The organism is Natrinema zhouii (assembly GCF_013456555.2).
GTDB lineage: Archaea > Halobacteriota > Halobacteria > Halobacteriales > Natrialbaceae > Natrinema > Natrinema zhouii.
The window spans coordinates 387,744-405,084 of sequence record NZ_CP084883.1 but is presented as its reverse complement, the minus strand read 5'-3'; the positions used below and the strand labels follow the sequence as shown (position 1 = coordinate 405,084).

Sequence of the window (17,341 nt, the reverse complement as noted above, 5' to 3'; positions counted from 1 at the left end):
GTGTAGAGAGGCGAGTGTAACGAGACGACCGAAAGAACGTTATCGTCTCGCGAAAACAGTTGGGGCGTAATGCGAATGGTACGATTCAGCGACTCCACCGGATACACTCGACGCGGCGAGTGGACCGATGACGGAATCGTTGCGAACGAGCGGACGTATAATCCCGACGAAGTGGACGTTCTCCCGCCGACCGATCCGACGAAAATCGTCTGTCAGGCGGGCGGGTACATGGACCACCGGGAAGAGTCCGGGTTCGAGGAGCAACCCGAGCGCCCCGAACTGTTCCTGAAGACGCCGAACTGCGTCGTCGGCCACGGCAACACCATCGAACTGCCGCCGGGGCGGGATGTCGTCGAGTTCGAAGCGGAGTTCGGAATCGTCATCGGCGAACAGTGTCGCAGCGTTCCGGAGGCGGACGCCATGGACGTCGTCGCCGGGTTCACGTGCGTCAACGATATCTCGAACCGCGACGATCAGGAGCGAGAGCGCAACTGGGTGCGCGGCAAAGCCTTCGACGCCTCGCTTCCGATGGGACCGGTCGTCGCCTCCCCTGACGAAGTCCCGGCCGACGCGACGCTCACGCTCCGCCTGAACGGCGAGACGAAACAGGAGACCACCCGCGAACACATGATTTTCTCCGTCCCCGAACTCGTCGCGGATGTCACGGAGCTGATCACGCTCGAACCGGGTGACGTCCTCGCGACCGGCACGCCGTTCGGTCCCGATCGGCTCAGCGACGGCGACACCGTCGAGGTCGAGTTCGACGGCGTCGGCACCCTCGAAAATCACGTGATCGCCCAATGACGGCGGATCGAGACACGATCTACGACGACCTCGGGATACCGTCGGTGATCAACGCGACCGGGACCAAGACCCGGATCGGCGGGACTCTCGTCCGCGAGGAAGCCCTCGTGGCGATGAACCGCGCCGCCGAGGCGTTCGTCCGCATCTCGGATCTGCAGGCGGCCGCCTCGGAACGGATCGCAGCGGTAACCGGCGCCGAGTCGGGATACGTCACCAACGGTGCGAGCTCGGCGCTCACGCTTGCTGCGGCGGCGTGCATCGCTGGTGGCGACCTCGGCGTTATGGCACAACTACCCGATACCGACGGGATTCCGAGCGAAATCGTCATGCCGCGCACCCATCGGAACGGGTACGATCATGCGCTCCGGGCTGCGGGCGCCGACATCGTCGACGTCGGCGGCAACGACTACCACCTCGGAACCGGTTCGGAGAACACGCAACCGTGGGAGATCGCGGACGCGATCACCGAAGAGACGATCGCGGTTGCATACATGGAGAAACCTTTCACGCAACCGCCGTTACCGAAAGTCGTCGAAATCGCTCACGAACGCGATGTGCCAGTGATCGTCGACGCTGCGGCCGAGCTACCGCCGACGGAGAACCTCTCGAAATACATCGATCAAGGAGTGGATCTCGTCGCGTTCAGTGGCGGCAAGGCGATCCGAGGGCCGCAGTCATCGGGCATTCTCGCGGGCCGCGAAGATCTGATCACGTCCGTCGCGCGTCAGCACCTCGACATGCACGCCGCTGAACCAGTGTACGAGCCGCCCGAGGACCTCGTCGACATTGCGAATCTCCCTGGCGTCCCCCTTCAGGGGATCGGCCGGTCGATGAAAGTCGGCAAGGAGGAGCTCGCCGGCCTCATCGCGGCGCTCGACGCGTTCGTCGAGCAGGACGACGAGACCGTTCTCGCCGAGTGGCACGACCGTGCCAAACGGATCGCCGCCGACCTCGAGGGGGTCGACGGCCTCGACGCGGAACTCGAAAACGCCGGGAAGACCGACGCCGTCACGACGGTCGTCGTCACGGTAGACGAGACACGGTCACCGGTCGACGCCGGCGAACTCGTTCTGGCGCTGCGCCGAGAGAACCCGCGGGTGTTCGTCGGTGCCGATGACGTTCACCGCTCGCGGTTCACGATTAATCCCCGCTGTCTTCCCGACGATGAGGTCGACTACGTCATCGAGCGGATCGCGGCGCAGGTCGGCACCGAATAGGCACCGTTTCGGGTTTCTCGGTCCGAGCCGAGTTTCGACGCACGTGTTCGAGCGATTCGTTCCCGCTCGGCGAGTAACTCGTCCTCGGCAGAACCATTATGATCGGTGAGCGAGACCTGTTAGAATATGCGGATACTGTACATCGACTGCGACTCATTGCGACCGGACCATCTCGGCTGCTACGGGTATCATCGGGACACGTCGCCCAGCATCGACGAGATCGCTGCGGACGGACGTCGGTTCACGAACGTCTATACGTCGGATGCACCGTGTCTCCCGTCGAGAACGGCATTTTACACGGGCCGGTTCGGGATCCACACCGGCGTCGTTAACCATGGCGGCCGCAACGCGGATCCGCGTCGATACGGCGCCACCCGCGGCGAGCGATACCCGCGTCGCTTCAGGACCCTCGCGACGATTCTCGACGAACGGGGGTTCGACACTGCAATGATCAGTCCGTTTCCTGCCCGCCACGACGCCTGGCAGGTCGTCGAGGGATTCGACGAACTGTACGACACCGGCGGCGGTGGTACCGAAACCGCCGACGAGGTGTATTCCCACGCCCGCGATTGGCTCGTCGAGCACGCCGCCGAGGACGATTGGTACCTCCACGTCAACTTCTGGGACCCGCACACGGAGTACACGACACCGCTCGAGTACGGCGACCCGTTCGAAGACGATTCCGCTCCGGAGTGGGTAACCGACGACCTGATCGATCGGCACTACCAGGAAACCGGAGCACAGAGCGCACAGGACCTGTGCGGATGGGGCGGCAAGCGGGATGCGCCCCGGATGCCGCCCGACATCTCCTCTCGTGACGACTACGTGACGATGATCGACGGCTACGACACGGGTATCCACTATATGGACGCTCACATCGGGAAGCTGTTCGATCGCCTGCGCGAGGCGGGGGTCTTCGAGGAGACATTGGTCATCGTGAGCGCCGACCACGGCGAGAACCTCGGCGAGTTCAACGTCTACGGTGACCACCAGACGGCCGACGACAAGACCTGCAACGTCCCGCTGATCGTCCGCGGTCCCACCGTCGAACCGGGCGTCGACGAGGCCCTCCGGTACCAGCTCGATCTGCCGCCGACCCTCGTCGATCTCGCCGGCGGCGACGTCCCTGAGGGCTGGGACGGACGGTCGTTCGCCGAGACGGTCACCGACGGAACCGAGAGTGGCCGTGATCACCTGGTGCTCAGTCAGGCCGCCTGGACGTGCCAGCGGGCGGTTCGCTGGAACGACTGGCTGCTGCTCAAGACCTACCACGACGCGTTCAAGAGTAATCTCGAGGAGGTCATGCTGTTCGATCTCGCTGCCGATCCGCACGAGACGACGGACCTCGCCGACGAACGGCCCGAAATCGTGCGCGAAGGACTGAGCACGCTCCAGCGGTGGGTCGACGAGCGACTGCTCGAGGCCGCCCGCGGTGAGCGGGGCGGAAACCCCGATGCCGAGAACGGCGTTACCGACCCGATGTGGGAGGTCCTCCGCGAGAAAGGGCCCTACTACACGTGGGACGCACTCGAGGAGTACGTCGAGCACCTCCGGCAAACGGACCGGAGCGAGCACGCGGCGGATCTGCTCGAGCGACACGGGTGACAGCGCTAGTAGTCGTGTTCGGCCGGGTCTCGAGGCCCAGATAGACCGGGTCGAAAAGAACGATACGAAATCGATCGGGTCGTCACAGAACCGCTGATCGGGGCGAAAAGAGACCCCCAGCGAGCTCGGACGTGAGATCGCCACCGTACTCGGAGACTTCGAACGCTTCGGCGTACTCGATTTCTCTGCCGCGTTCCACTCCGTACCGTTCGATCAACTGCTCACGGAACCGATCGGCCGTGTTCCCCATCTCTTCGAGCCCCGAAATCGGATCCGTCGTTAACCACTCCCGGTGCTTGTCAGGATCGTCAGGAACCGCCGTAAGTTTGTCCTCGGTGTACGGTAGCCACTCGTACATCTGAGACTCGTGGCAGTCAAGCATATCGTACTTCCGTTCGAGCATCTCCTCGTCGATCGGGACGACTACGTCCGGCGTGAACGGATACGGTCGCTCGAAGGTATCCAGCAGATAGGCGAAGACGGGGTTGGAGTCGAGGGGCGGAGCGTCGGGACAGACGTTTGGGACGGTGACCATGTACGCCGCGTCGCGAACGAGTTGCGAAGTGTACCGGTGGTCGGGATGGTAATCGTTCGGCCGGTGGGTTAGCACGACGTCGGGGTCGTACTCACGGATCAGTTGAATCACCTCCACTCGGTTCTCCAGCGTCGGTCTGAGTCGGCCGTCCGGATTCTCGAGGATCCGGTACTCGATCCCGCCAGCCGCCGCCGCTGCAGCGGCCTCTTCGCGACGCCGGTCGACGAGTTCCGGTCCGTGCTGTTCGTGATGCCCCCCGCGCCCGTCGGTTATCGAGACGAATCGGACGTCGTGGCCGGCCGCCGCACACGAGCACGCGAGTCCGCCGGCTCGAATGTCGGGATCGTCGGGGTGTGCACCGATTACTAACAGTCTGTGTGACACGAGTGCGCATTGATTTCGGTCGCGCAAAAACGTTCCGCCCGCTTGCAGTTCCGTACAAAGCGAGATTCGACGCCTTTCGGTCGTCGGTCCGCGTCGCTCCGTTCGACCGATCACAGAGCGACGATCACGCCAGAGCGTCTGCAATCCACTCGAGGTGCGTTTCGGTCGCCAGCGAATGGTGGTAGATCGAGAGGGAGCCGTCGGTAACCGATCGAACTCCGTCGACGAGGTCGCACACCTGTTCGCGTCGATCGACGACGTTCGGATCGAGCGTGATGCCGGTATCGACTGGGAGGCCACCGATCTGGTCGAGGGTCCGGATCCGCTCGCGAGCGAGTTCGGGATCGGATACGTAACAGATCGCCGTCACCCGGTCGAGATGCTCCTCGAGGTCCTCAAGTCGCACACCGGAGAGAGCCAGATCGGACGGCTCCGAGCCGTACGATTCCATCGCGTAATAGTTGAGCGGCGTTGAGCCCGCGGCGTCGGCGAGGCGCTCGAGCAGTCGTTCGACGACGGTCGCTCGAAAGTCGAAGAGGTTGCCGAGCACCGGCTCGCGTTCGACGATGGCATCGAAAGAGGACGGCGACGCGGTCGGATCGGCGAGCGATCTGCGAACGAGCGCCCGCACGCTCGTCTGGGCTCGCTCGAGGTCAACCGGATGTGACGCCGCCGCCGCTCGACAGCCGTCACAGAAGCACTGCGAGAGGAGCGCCGCTTCGACGTCGGTCGTCACCGTCTGGCGTTTGTCGTGACCGAACTGCGAACCGTGATCGTGAAAGGCGCTCGGAAACCCGATCGACTCGAGCTGGATTTCGTCGACGCCGCGCTCGCGAATCGAGTCGACGACCGCGGCGAAGTACGCCCGGACCTCGGGGTGGGACGGACAGAGCGAGTGATCGTGCGCATCGCCGAACGCGCTTTCGATCCGGTATTCGGGATTCGTCGCTCCGAGCCGAGAGTTGTGCAAACAGACCGTCCACGCATTGACGGCCATGCCGCGATCGTGGACACCGTCGACGATTTCGGCTAGCGGATCGTCCCACGATCCGATGCGATTAACGGTGGGATCGATCGGGAGGCGATCGAACGCCTCGTCCGGTTCGAAGTAACAACCGCCGGCGTAGGTCCGAAACAGGTCGTCGGGAAACCGGGGCTGCATCGATCGAACCGAGTGGTAGTGACTGGCGACGTTCACCGCGTCGATACCGCATTCCGTGAGACGCTCGCACGCAGCAGCGATTCCTTCGCGGGAGAGCGTCCACGGGTACGTCCACACTGCAGGCATACGAGTGTAGTCGCTGATGAGCGGTAAAAGTATTCGGTCCCGAACCAATCGGAAACGGAGACGGAGACGACAGTTACTCGTTTAGCAATATAAAACACCAAGGGGGCTAGATCGGATCCCGATTCGCGAAAGTGAGCAGGGTTCGTGGTTCTTCGATAGGAGCCACTGAAACGATTCACCCACTGATCACACAGCTGCCATGCGGCCAGGTGTACAACGACTTTCAGCGGCTACTATCGCCTGAGACCGTTTTTGCCGATAGTGACTCGAGCGGTGATCGGTTCGAATTACCGCCGATCGAACAGTGGTTCGTTTTGCCATTTCAAATCAGTGTCGTGACGGTTACAGCAGTCGTTCATCCCGGTTAGTGATCGTGTTCGAGACGCGAAAACTGGGTCGATCGGCTTTCGAGTCAGATATCGGCTAGTACCGTGAAGCGAGTGAGCGGTTTCGGGACGAAAACGCGGTCAATCGACGAGTCCTCATTACATACCTATGGGTGTCATTCAAGAGGGCGGGTTTGGTTGTAAGGGGGAGGACAGCAGTACCGATGCGCTCTCGCAGCCATTATCGTTTTACAGAACAAAACGATTGTGCAGCAGGCTCGCTGCTACTTCCTCGTCCCGAAAACGTGGACGTCGTTACGGTTCCCAGGGACGATCGATCACGCCCCGTCCGTCGCGTTCGGCCACGTCGACGAGCCACTCGAGACAGTCGACGTACGCGTCGGCGGTTTCCGGATACACCGTCTCTTCGGCCTCTCGGAGTGCGGAGAGCGTCTCGATCGCCGCCTCGTACTCGGCCATCGCCTCTCGTGGCGTTCGATCACCAAGCGAGCGGTTCGCGTGGGCGGGCGGACTCGGGTCGGAGCGCTTCCAGTCCGTCGGCAGAATCGTTCCGCCGAGTTCGCGGTAGATGTCGAATCCGTCGGGTACGTATGGTCCGAGTGCGTGTCTCGTCAACGCCCGCGAGAACGACGAACGGTCCGCGATCGGAGCCCCGTTCCAGAGCCGATCGGCAAAGACAGGAATCGCCGACGGAAGCGCGCGCTCGAAGTACTCGCGAGCCGGTTCGTCGGACGGTTCCCAGGCGAGGAGTTCGCCACCCAGAACCTGTTCCTCGTGGTTCTCGGGAACCGACGGTCGCCGTTTCGGTTCCCAGCCGAGGACGTATTCCTCGGTGATCCACCCGTTGACGTAGGCCGCGTGAACGTACGAGTTAACGACGTCGAATCCTTCCTCCAGAAACCGCGCCATGCTACACCCCTCGACCGGACCGCGACTCGGTCCCGCGACGCGCCAAAACTGGATCGTAACGTCTCGCGGCAGGTCCGGTGATTCGGAGATATCGATCTGGTCGTTCCAGAGCGTCGTCCGCCGGTCGCGCTCCTCGAGGAACTCGTGAATATGGCGAATGAACGCGTAGAAGTGTTCGGTGACCGTCTCGGATCCATCCGCTGCCATCTTCGCTCGACAGTCGACGCACTCGTCCCACGAGTGGCCCAGCATCTCCCACTCGTCGCCGCCGATGTGGACCACGTCGAACGGGAACCGTTCGGTTACCTCCTCGAGTAACGTTTCGACGAACTCGATCGTCTCGCGGTTACCGAGACATATCGTCCGTTCGCTGGGGTCGCCGCCCTCGACGGTACACTGGAGCTCAGGATACGTCTCGAGGATATGGCGCGCGTGGGCCGGCATGTCGATTTCGGGGACGATTTCGATTCCGCGACGCCCCGCGTAGTCGACCAGTTCGGCGACGTCCGCCGACGAGTACGCCGGACGTTTGGTTCCGTTCGAATCCCGGTTCAATTCGGGATATGCCTCGGACTCGAGCGCGTAGGACTCGTCGTCGAGCAGGTGGAGATGAAGCCGGTTCAGTTTCGACCGCGCGGCCTGATCGATCCGGCGTTTCACCCGAGCGACCGGCAGAAAGCCGCGTGCCGGGTCGAGCATGAACCCCCGCCAGCTCGTCGCCGGCCAGTCGTGGATCTCGCCGGCCGGGAACACTGGTCGATCGTCGTCTCGAACCGTGAGCGCTGTGACGAACGTCTGGCAGCCGTATCGGAGCCCGTCGACAGTCGACGCGCGAATCGTGACGGTATCGTCGGTGGTTTCGAGAACGTACCCCTCGGGGTCGTCGAACTCTGAAGAGGGACAGTCGTCGATCGTTAGCCGAACGTCCGGCTCCGTGTCCTCATCAGCCCGGACGACCCGGTCGTCGATCTCTCGCCCGAGGAGCGTCTCGAACAGATTGACCACCGGTGTCGCTTTCTCTTCAGGCGTCCCGACCACGATGGGAGCGTCGAACTGGACGACACCCTCCGTCGTGTCGACTTGGCGCGGTCGCGGAACGGCGCGTCTCTCTGTCGCTGTCATGCGTTATCAGGCACCAATACGGGCGGTCGTCTTAATCGTTTTCACCGCTTCGGGATCGACGCCACGCTCGAGTCGCCGTCACGTACTCGCGTCGTGGGGTAACGCCCACCAGTATTTATGATGTTCCGTGGAGAGAATACGACAAATGGTGATCCAGTCAGTGTTATTCGGTGAGGACTCGATCGACTCAGCGATGCCACCGGCCGACTCGCGTGGCGACCGCGAACGGAATACGGGGATCAAAGCATGACCGACCCCGACGGACCGCGGCTCGCAACGCCGGACGAGTTCCCGGAACTGATGGCGCTACTGGATCGGTACTTCTCCAACGAGCGCGGTGGCATGGCGGCACGACTCCCGTTCGCCTACGATCGAGATCACAGCGACCGGCATGCGATTATCGTCGAAGACGGACGGATCGTAAGTCACATCGCGGCAATCCCCCAGACGCTCTCGATCGGGACGGGAACGATCGAGTGCTGGGGTATCGGCGGCGTCGCGACTGACCGACGGTATCGGGGTAACGGCTACATGAGTCAACTCCTCGAGTTCTGGTTCGACAGAATGGATGAACGCGGCGTTCCGCTCTCGGATCTCAGTGGGAACCGACAGCGCTACGGTCACTTCGGCTACGAGCTGTCGGGGAACGAGCACCGGTACGTTCTCGATGGCCGGTCGTTCGACGGCGAACTGACCGCCTCCGAAACGGTTGTCGGCTACGGCACTGATGACCATCTCGAGACGCTCCACGCGATCCACGAGGCTGAACCATATCGCGTCGTCCGTGACCGGACGGACGCTCGGACTGTCTTCGGTCAGCGCGGTCTGGAGACGCTCGTCTACGAGGACGACGGCGGTAATGACCCGGCGTACGTGAGCCTCACTCGCGAGAGTCCGAATCGAACGATCGAGGAGTTCGGTGGTTCGGAAGCCGGCCTCGAGACGCTGCTCTCGCACGTGCTGGCGATGTACGACCTGACCGAACTGACCGCTCGCGTGCCACCGTGGCACCCCCTCGAGCCCGTGTTCGCTCGCCACAGTAGGATCTGGTCGGCCCATCCGCATCGGAAACTCCGCATCTGTGATCTCCACGGGCTCCTCACAGCGTTCCGGGGTCAGCTCGAAGACCGGTGGCTCCAGAGCGGTCGAACGGAACAGGGGTCGATCGGGCTCGGGATCATTGACGGCGAGTCGGTCCGCATCGCCTATGGACCTGCGTCAGTGTCAATCGAGCCGGAGACGGGAGCACCGGATCTCGAACTCGAACGGACGGCGCTGACGTCGCTGTTGTTCGGCCTGCCGAACCGGTGTGAAACCCTGCGAGCGACCGATCCGTTCCTCGAGGCGGTCCTCCCACTCAGGTTCTTCGTGTGGGCGACGGAACACGTCTGATGAGGGAATACTCTCTCTGACGGAGACGCGCTCACCGCTTGCTGGGCCGAGTCGGCCGTTCCTCGCTCTGGAAGATCTGGCGTTGGAAGCTCCAGTCCAGTCCGGCTGTCAGTCCGCCGTCGACGACGAGGCTGGTTCCGTTGACGAACGATGACATATCGGAGGCGAGAAAGAGTGCCGCATCAGCCACTTCGTCCGGGGTCCCGAACCGCCCGGCGGGATACTGGTCGATCCACTGATCGCGCTGGGTCCACTCGCCGTCGTGTTCGGCGGAATCACGGCTCTCACCGACCTCGTTCATGGCTCTGTCGCGGCGATCGGTCTCGATGGTTCCCGGACAGACGACGTTCGAACGGATGCCGTGACGACCGTACTGCGTCGCGATGAGCCGAGAGAGGCCGAGGACGCCGCTCCGGGCTGACGAATAGGCGATCTGTCCGATACCGTCGATGCCGTTGACCGAGGACACGTGGACGATCGAACCGCCGCCGCTTTCGACCATCGCCGGGACTACCTCGCGGGACACCAGAAACAGCGATTTGAGATTGAGTTCGACGGTTCGGTCCCACGCTTCCTCGTCGATCCGGTGAAGGTTGTCGTCGTCGATCGAGCCACCGGCGTTACTGACGAGGGCGTCGATGCCGTCGAAGCGCTCGAGAGTTGCGTCGACCATCGCTTCGATCTCGTCGGTGGATGTGACGTCGCACGGAAGGCCGATGGCGTCGACGTCGTGGTCGGCACGCAACTGTTCCGCGACCGTCGTTACGTCGTCTTCGCTTCGCGAGCAGACGACGAGGTTCGCGCTCTCCGCCGCGAACCGCTCGGCGATCGCTCTACCGATTCCGCGAGTGGCACCGGTGACGATCACCGTTTTCTCCGTGAGCAATGCGGACATTATACCTGGAATATACGTGGCATTCGCCTTAATTGATCGGGTCACCGATCGCGATGCGACGAGAATCGAGTCCGGTCGTCGGACGGGGGCAGAATTATATGGTATACCAAATAACTTACCATAGATGATCGAGACTGGAATGCTCGGGTTAGACACTAGTCATCCCGAAAAGTTCGCGTCAGTTCTCAATGACCGCGACGATACCACCGTCGGAGCAGTCTGGGACAGCGGGGACAGACGAAACGATACGTACATAGACGAGTTTTGTACCGAGCACGATGCGACCCGGTACGACGACGCCCGCGCGATGATCGACGCGGTCGACGCCGTGATGGTCCTGACTGTCGACTGGTGTACGCATCGGCCGCTCGCCGTTCCCTTCCTCGAGGCGGGCGTACCGACGATGATCGACAAACCGCTCGCTGGTTCCGTTTCCGACGTCGACGCGATCGCCGCCGCGGCCAAGCGGGGAGACGCCCCGTTGTACGGCGGTTCGGCGGTTCCGTTTCATCCGGCCGTTTCGGCGTTGTCCGAGACGAATCCGGAGACGCTGTTCTGTTCGGGCTACGGCGATCCGTTTTACTACGGCGTCCACCTGATCGACGCTGCCCGATCGGTGCTCGGCGTCGACTGGACCCGGATCGAACCGATCGACAGCGCCGGTCACGTGACGGCGGTCCACTTCGAAGACGGATCGACCGTCACGTTCGATTTCGACGGGTCGGAACAGGACGCCACGTTCGCCTTCCTTTCCGTCGGTGACAGGACGGACGCCGTGGCGATCGAGAGTACAGTCTCGGAGCTCGAGCGGATGTATGACCCGTTTCTCGACGGGTTCGTCGCGGCGGCGCGCGGTGAGCGCAACGATCGGCATCGGCTGATCGACGGTGCACGGCTGCATCTCGGTGTGCAGACTGCCATCGAGGAGGGGAAGCCGGTCCCGTCCGATGAGGACGTGATACCCGCGGCGACGCCGGTCGACAGTACACCGTTTCTGGCCGACTACGAACCGTACTACTGAGCCGGACCGGCGAGCGCGAGTACGATTCGCTCGAGAGACGCGCAACTCGTCGCTGCTCGTGGACCTCCACAGTCGAGGACGCCGATAATCCGGACGGCGTCATCGGATCACCGCCGCGGAGGTTATTGGAACGACGAACGAAACCCTGTCCAAGCGAGGGAGGTCACGCTCGACTGCACATCGTCTCTCACAGCGCTCTCTCCGGTTCGGTCGGCTCACGCGACCGGTAGAATATTGACATCACACCGCACAGGAAGAATATGGACGATTCGACAGCGACAATCGAAGCGTTATCGCTGGAGGCAAAAGTGGGACAACTGCTCCATGTGGGAATCGGCCTCAGTCACCTCGAAACGGGAACTGAGTGGCCCGACGAGGGGATGAAAACCGTCATCGAGGAGATCCAGCCCGGAGCGGTCCGGGTGTACGGTTCGCACGCGGTGACCCCGCACTTCATGGCGCAGTACGCGAACCGCCTCCAGCAGTGGGCGACGCGGACATCCCACGGAATCCCCCTGTTACTCTCCTGTGACTGCGAGTACGGGGCCGTGGACATCGTCGAACACGGTACTCGGGCGTACCCGGCACTCATGGGTCGAACCGCGGCGGGCGATCTCGACCTCGCGAGGGACGTTTCCGCCGCCGTCGCGCGCGATATGCTGGCGATGGGACTGAACACGAGCCACCAACCGGTCGTCGACGTGAACACGAACCCCGACAATCCGGTGATCGGCGTCCGATCGCCCGGGAGTGATCCCGAGACGGTCTCCGAGTACGCAACCGCGGCGCTCGACGGAATTCACGCCACGAACCAGATCGCGGTGGCGAAACACTTCCCCGGCCACGGCGACACCGCCGAGGACTCCCACCACGAGTTGCCCCACGTCACCTACGACCGGGAAACGCTCGAACGGGTCCACCTCCCGCCGTTCGAGACGATGATCGAGGAAGGCGTCGACTGTCTCATGACCTCGCACATCGTCGTCGACTGTCTTGATCCAGATCTGCCGGCGACTCTCTCCCGGACGGTTCTCTCGGACCTGCTCCGGGACGACCTCGGCTTCGACGGCGTCGTCGTCACCGACGCGATGATGATGGACGCGATCGCCGACAACTACGGCGTCGGCGAGGCCGCGGTCCGAGCTCTCGACGCCGGTGTCGATCTCCTCCTCACCGGGTACGTCCCCGCCACCGACCTCCGCGAGATGCGCGACGCGATCGTCGACGCAGTCACGTCCGGCGACATCCGTGAGTCGCGCATCGACGAGTCGGTCGAGCGGATCCTGGCGCTGAAGGACGCGTATGATCTCTCCGAGCGGCGGCACGTCGACCCGCTCGAGGCGCTCGAAACGACCGGAAGCAAAGCGCACGAATCGATCGCTGCGGCCGCGTACGAACGATCCTACACTGTTCTCGACGACGCGGACGTCCTGCCGCTGCCCGACGACGCGGACGTCCTCCTGACCGGTATCAGGGGCGTTCGCTCCCTCGAACCGCGGCTCGACGCTGCGTTCGGCGACGTCATCGGCCGTTCGCTCGCTCCGAGCGACGGACGGGCGCTCGACGATCCGAAACCGCCGATCGAACCCGAATCGCTCGACACCCGCCTCGAAACGCTTCGATCGATCGCCGATGCCGTCGACATCGCGGTCGTCACGACGTACACCCGGGAGGAATTCCCGGACGGACAGCGGCGAGTGGTCGACGCGCTGTCCGACGCGCTTCCGGTCGTCGTCGTCTCGCTCGGGCTGCCGAACGAGTACGAACGGTTGCCCGACGACATCGCGTACGTCGCGACATACGCCCAGGACCGACTCGGCATGCCAGAACCGATTCCCGAAACGGCCGGCCGGGCTCTCGTAACGGTACTCGGTCGGGAGACGAAACCGCGCGAGTCGCTCCCTCTCGAACGCCAGAGCAGGTGAATCGATCGCAAGAAACGGACGGGATCGACGTATTTACTCGCGGGACCAGGTCGCCGTCAACGGGATCCTGACGTCGTCGTCCTCGTCGATAATGTAATGATAGCCGCCCTCTTCGAGTTGCTCGGAATCGACGAAGTCGCGGGTGAAGGTTTTATCGCCGACATCGATCCTTACGACGTTCCCCTCGCCGTCGCCGATCGCTTCGATCGGATACGCGCCGTTGCCTCGGCCGCGCTGGTCGCGCCCTTCGACCGGATTCGTCGGGTCGGGTTCGCCGCGCCAGGGATCTGAATTGTCGTTGTCGACGTAGACGAAGCCGGCGTGACGCTCGAGTTCCGGTGGGTGGCCGCTGCCGATCCGAATCGCGAGTTCGTTCTCGAGCGACATCCCCTCCGTGAAGTCCTCGACGAGCCCCTTGATTTCGCTGTGCGCCTCTTGGACTAACGGCCCGCTACCGAGAGGGGCCAGCCGTCTGCCGTCGTGGACGTAGGCGTATTCGGGGTCGTCGTCTTCGACCGAGTAGACGCCAAAGAACCCCTTGAACTCGAACGTCTCGTCGACGACGACGGTGGCGTTTTCGTCGAACGCACAGACGATGTAGTCGGTCCGCCCGCTCGTGAGTTCTACCCTGACCGCGTGGGCCTCGCCGCCGGTGACGTTGACTTTCTCGACGGAGTCGACGACGCGTTCACCCTCGTAGTACTCGATCGTCGAGACGAACGTGCTCTCGAGGTCCGACCCGCTGCGATTGAGGAACGCGTACCGGATACTGGGCTCGGGGTCAGCACTGCTGGAACTCTGTGGCGGATAGCCGTCCGCGAGCACGACCTCGTCGAAGTCACCGAAGGAGGTCAGCCGCATGCGGACGTCCTCGGCGTCGTCGTCGCGGACATCGAAGTGATCCTCCACGTCCCATTCCACCGCGATTTTTTCGCCGGGATCGCGGTCGCGTTCGACGTTGTCGAAGTAGTTGAAGCCAGCACCCGCCGTGCGCGCGCCGTCCGCATCGTACATCGCTTCGTCGTACGCGCCGTCCCCGAAGGGGACGTCCTCGCCGGCCAGAGTACCGCCCTCCTGGGCGACGAGATCGAGCCCCTCGGTCGACACGTCCGCCTTCGTTCCGTGGAAACTAAAGCGGTGATCGTCACCGCCCTCGACCGTGAAGAAATCGACCGCGTAGGAGTGCTCGTCGTCGACGGTGATCATGGCGGTCGTCCGGCGGTATTCGTCGGTTTGGTCGTAGACGCTCGGTGCCTCGACGTCGATCAGGTTCACGCGCTCGTCATCCCCCTCGAAGTGTCGCGGCTCGCCGACCCAGTGGTGTTCCTGTCCCCCATCGTCGACCACGACCGTGTTGTGACTGAGCGTGTTGTCCGTGAAGAACTGCCGGGGCGCGTAGGTTCCGGTCCGTTCGGGGTATCCGAGGTCCCGCGCGAGCTCCATCTCGTTGGCCGCGATCCCGATGTTCAGCGTGTCGCGGTGGCCGTGTGGGGTACCGCCGCCGCCGATCCCGTTCCGTCCGTAGTACAGCCAGACCGCTCGTTTGGCGTTGCCCAGTTCGGCGGCGTCGTCTCTCCGGGCCCGGTCTTCCTCGTCGAGCAACGTGAGGGAATACAGGGCCATTTTGTAACCGTTCGAGTCCGCGTTCTTGCCGACGTTCACCCACCGCATGGTGTTCGTGCCTTCCGGCAGTGCTTCGACGTACGACAGGACATCGCGACCGCTCCCACCGGCCATGAAATCGACAGTATCGACGTGCTCGTCGTTGAGGTACAGCTCGTAGATGCCGTAACTGGAGGTGAACAGCGCCTCGAGTTCGAGTTCGTACTCACCGGCCTCGTCGACATCGAACGTGAAGGACCACTGATCACCTTCCTGCTCGGCCTCGAGTTGGATCGCCTCCTCGAAGCTATCGTTGATCGCTGTCGAGGCATCGTGGAATAGCATGGACGTGTCGAGGGTCATCCCGAACTGCTGATTCATGTAGTTCTCTCCGTCGCGAAGCGCCGCGAATCCGTAGCCCGCGAGGTTCTGGCTCGACGGATCCAGCGGCCCTTCGGCGTCGACGATCGACTGGATTTCGTCACCGAGCCGTTCGGGATTTACGTCATAAATGGAGCCGCGGATCCCCGCCGTCGAGTAGCCGTTCACGAAGTGCCATAACTGTGCGAATCGGGAATCTCCGGTCACTTCGTAGCCATCTTCGATCCCCGACTGGCTCACCCAGCGGTCACCGCTGTAGGCGTGGGTGTCGCCGATCTCGGGGACCAGAGTATCGAGCAGGATGAGGTCGGAATTGATCCCGAGTGCCTGTTGCATCTTCGGGTGTTGGTAGAGGTCCGCCCCGTCGAAGCCGTCGTAGCCCTTGAGAACCTCGGCCACCTGCCGGATCGACGCCATCTGGATCCGGTTGTATAGCGGCGCAGCCTCGTGCCAGTATCCGTCTCGGTCACACTGATTGACCAGCGGGGTCAGGACCTCGCCACCGGTCGTGATCCAGTTCTCCGGCTCTTCGTTCCAGACGTCGCCAACGAACTGCTCGCCACCGGGCTGGAAGAGCCACTTGAGCGCCTCTCGAGTGTATCCGTTTTCTCGAACATCGTCTTGAACACGTGCCGAGAGGGCGACCGCCGGGCGCTGTCCTCTGGAGGGGATGAGATCGGACTCTTTCGCGGCCGGAAGAATCTCTTGGATGAAGTTCTCCTCGATGTTCTCGCGGATCTGTCGGACCGATCCCTTACCATCCAATCCCGGAAACTCCACGGTCTTCCGTTCGAGGAAACCGATCACCTCGTTGCTGACCTCGTCGTCCTCGAGAGCGGGGAAGAACGCGTCGTAGGCAGGCATGAGATCGCGGACGAGGTTCGTCTCCCACGACCCCCCGAGGACGCGTCCGGTCTGGCGGCCGCCGTGGTTGTTCATGAAGCCATCGCTCTGTTTGTACTCCCAGATCGACATCTCCGGGTAGACGTCCGCGATGCGATCGAGTACGACCAGGCCGGCGACGGCGTACGTCGAATCGCCGGTCAACAGGTACGCGTCCTGAAGCGCGACGACGAGCCGACGGACTCCACCGGGTCGCCAGACGAACCAGTGGTTGTAGTAGGCGACGAAGTTCCAGCGGTTGCCCTCGCCGGCGCCGAGATCGTCGTCTTCGTCGACCCACCCCCAGCCGTCGTCGACGCCCCATCCGTCGCCCATTTCGGGATGTTCCTCGTTGACCAGCAGCGAGTCGTCGGCCAGTTCGGGATCGAACATGCCCCGTTCGTCCAGACCGCTCCGGCGATAGGCCCCGAAGTCGTTCGTCGGGACGACCAAGTTCCCGTCTCCGTTCGGGTTCTCGACCGTCGTTTCGATCTTCCAGTGCCGATCAGTGCCGGGATCGGAATAGCCACCCAGGATATTGCGTTCGGCCGAGACGCCACCCCCTCGAGGGATGTCCTGAGACGTGATCAGACTCCAGAGGCTGTCGAGATCCGGCCCCCACCGATCCAGGAGCCTGTCGGCCGTCTCGACAGCGGAGTCTCGTTGGCTTGCAGCCCAGTCGTACTCGGTGACGTTCTGGCGGGCGTTCTGGCGCATCTCCGCCGTCCAGACCGTTGGTCGAGTCTTCCGGTGAGACGCGTCGTCTTCGGCGGCCCACGTCGTTTCGGATCCGGCGAGCAGTCCGCCGACGATTCCCGCTCCCGTTGCGGCGAGAAACGACCGACGGGGAACGGCGATATCCGGCGATCTGTCAGTTACGGTACACAGACCGTCGTATTGCCACTCGGGTATGCTAGTCTCTGGATTGCCGCTCGTCATCACCATGCACATTAGTATCCGCGAACATATATGCTTGGATGAGTATCACTGTTCGGTTACTATCCGAACTAAAACCGTATAGAGAAGCAGACG

11 protein-coding genes are annotated in these 17,341 nt (G+C 62.9%); 6 read left to right on the top strand and 5 right to left on the bottom strand.

The annotated features are described in order from the left end of the window. Window positions 1–69: 69 nt before the first annotated feature. The 3 genes from HYG81_RS42145 (at window position 70) to HYG81_RS42135 (ending at window position 3,626) form a co-directional block, all read left to right on the top strand. On the top strand, window positions 70–804 hold the full coding sequence (locus HYG81_RS42145; RefSeq protein ID WP_226778140.1) for a fumarylacetoacetate hydrolase family protein: 735 nt from the start codon (window positions 70–72) through the stop codon (window positions 802–804). Beyond that, window positions 801–2,021: an aminotransferase class V-fold PLP-dependent enzyme gene (locus HYG81_RS42140; protein WP_226778139.1), complete on the top strand. Its 1,221-nt coding sequence runs from the start codon at window positions 801–803 to the stop codon at window positions 2,019–2,021. The genes HYG81_RS42145 and HYG81_RS42140 overlap by 4 nt, the downstream gene beginning before the upstream one ends. Before the next feature lie 126 nt (window positions 2,022–2,147). After that, window positions 2,148–3,626, top strand: a complete 1,479-nt coding sequence (locus tag HYG81_RS42135; RefSeq protein WP_226778138.1) for a sulfatase family protein — start codon at window positions 2,148–2,150, stop codon at window positions 3,624–3,626. Between the two features lie 82 nt (window positions 3,627–3,708). Here the strand turns inward: HYG81_RS42135 and HYG81_RS42130 are convergent, their stop codons facing one another. The 3 genes from HYG81_RS42130 to HYG81_RS42120 form a co-directional block, all read right to left on the bottom strand. Further along, window positions 3,709–4,545: a PIG-L deacetylase family protein gene (locus tag HYG81_RS42130; RefSeq protein WP_226778137.1), complete on the bottom strand. Its 837-nt coding sequence runs from the start codon at window positions 4,543–4,545 to the stop codon at window positions 3,709–3,711. Between the two features lie 124 nt (window positions 4,546–4,669). Then, window positions 4,670–5,833, bottom strand: a complete 1,164-nt coding sequence (locus HYG81_RS42125; protein ID WP_226778136.1) for a glycoside hydrolase family protein — start codon at window positions 5,831–5,833, stop codon at window positions 4,670–4,672. A gap of 641 nt (window positions 5,834–6,474) precedes the next feature. Continuing rightward, the gene (locus tag HYG81_RS42120; protein WP_226778135.1) at window positions 6,475–8,211 is read right to left on the bottom strand and encodes a family 20 glycosylhydrolase; all 1,737 of its coding nucleotides are present in this window, start codon (window positions 8,209–8,211) and stop codon (window positions 6,475–6,477) included. 246 nt (window positions 8,212–8,457) lie between these two features. On the opposite strand from HYG81_RS42120, the gene HYG81_RS42115 reads away from it, so the two are divergent. Beyond that, window positions 8,458–9,603 (top strand): GNAT family N-acetyltransferase, encoded by a 1,146-nt coding sequence (locus HYG81_RS42115; protein WP_226778134.1) that lies wholly within the window; start codon window positions 8,458–8,460, stop codon window positions 9,601–9,603. Between the two features lie 31 nt (window positions 9,604–9,634). Here HYG81_RS42115 and HYG81_RS42110 read toward each other — a convergent pair whose 3' ends face one another. Next, complete coding sequence (locus tag HYG81_RS42110) at window positions 9,635–10,498, bottom strand: SDR family NAD(P)-dependent oxidoreductase (protein ID WP_340674448.1); 864 nt, start codon at window positions 10,496–10,498, stop codon at window positions 9,635–9,637. Window positions 10,499–10,622: 124 nt separating this feature from the next. Between HYG81_RS42110 and HYG81_RS42105 the strand changes: the two genes are divergently transcribed. Next, complete coding sequence (locus HYG81_RS42105) at window positions 10,623–11,519, top strand: Gfo/Idh/MocA family protein (protein WP_226778133.1); 897 nt, start codon at window positions 10,623–10,625, stop codon at window positions 11,517–11,519. Window positions 11,520–11,779: 260 nt separating this feature from the next. Further along, on the top strand, window positions 11,780–13,444 hold the full coding sequence (locus HYG81_RS42100) for a glycoside hydrolase family 3 protein (protein ID WP_226778132.1): 1,665 nt from the start codon (window positions 11,780–11,782) through the stop codon (window positions 13,442–13,444). A 33-nt stretch (window positions 13,445–13,477) separates the two neighbouring features. Here HYG81_RS42100 and HYG81_RS42095 read toward each other — a convergent pair whose 3' ends face one another. Continuing rightward, window positions 13,478–17,248, bottom strand: coding sequence for a heparinase II/III domain-containing protein (locus HYG81_RS42095; protein WP_226778131.1), 3,771 nt, complete (start codon window positions 17,246–17,248; stop codon window positions 13,478–13,480). Window positions 17,249–17,341: the final 93 nt, after the last annotated feature.

Bases quoted from the DNA above. Each gene is read 5' to 3' on its own strand.
- HYG81_RS42145 (WP_226778140.1), top strand. From the start codon at position 70: ATGCGAATGGTACGATTCAGCGACTCCACCGGATACACTCGACGCGGC.
- HYG81_RS42140 (WP_226778139.1), top strand. From the start codon at position 801: ATGACGGCGGATCGAGACACGATCTACGACGACCTCGGGATACCGTCG.
- HYG81_RS42135 (WP_226778138.1), top strand. From the start codon at position 2,148: ATGCGGATACTGTACATCGACTGCGACTCATTGCGACCGGACCATCTC.
- HYG81_RS42125 (WP_226778136.1), bottom strand. From the start codon at position 5,833: ATGCCTGCAGTGTGGACGTACCCGTGGACGCTCTCCCGCGAAGGAATC.
- HYG81_RS42120 (WP_226778135.1), bottom strand. From the start codon at position 8,211: ATGACAGCGACAGAGAGACGCGCCGTTCCGCGACCGCGCCAAGTCGAC.
- HYG81_RS42115 (WP_226778134.1), top strand. From the start codon at position 8,458: ATGACCGACCCCGACGGACCGCGGCTCGCAACGCCGGACGAGTTCCCG.
- HYG81_RS42110 (WP_340674448.1), bottom strand. From the start codon at position 10,498: ATGTCCGCATTGCTCACGGAGAAAACGGTGATCGTCACCGGTGCCACT.
- HYG81_RS42105 (WP_226778133.1), top strand. From the start codon at position 10,623: ATGATCGAGACTGGAATGCTCGGGTTAGACACTAGTCATCCCGAAAAG.
- HYG81_RS42100 (WP_226778132.1), top strand. From the start codon at position 11,780: ATGGACGATTCGACAGCGACAATCGAAGCGTTATCGCTGGAGGCAAAA.
- HYG81_RS42095 (WP_226778131.1), bottom strand. From the start codon at position 17,248: ATGACGAGCGGCAATCCAGAGACTAGCATACCCGAGTGGCAATACGAC.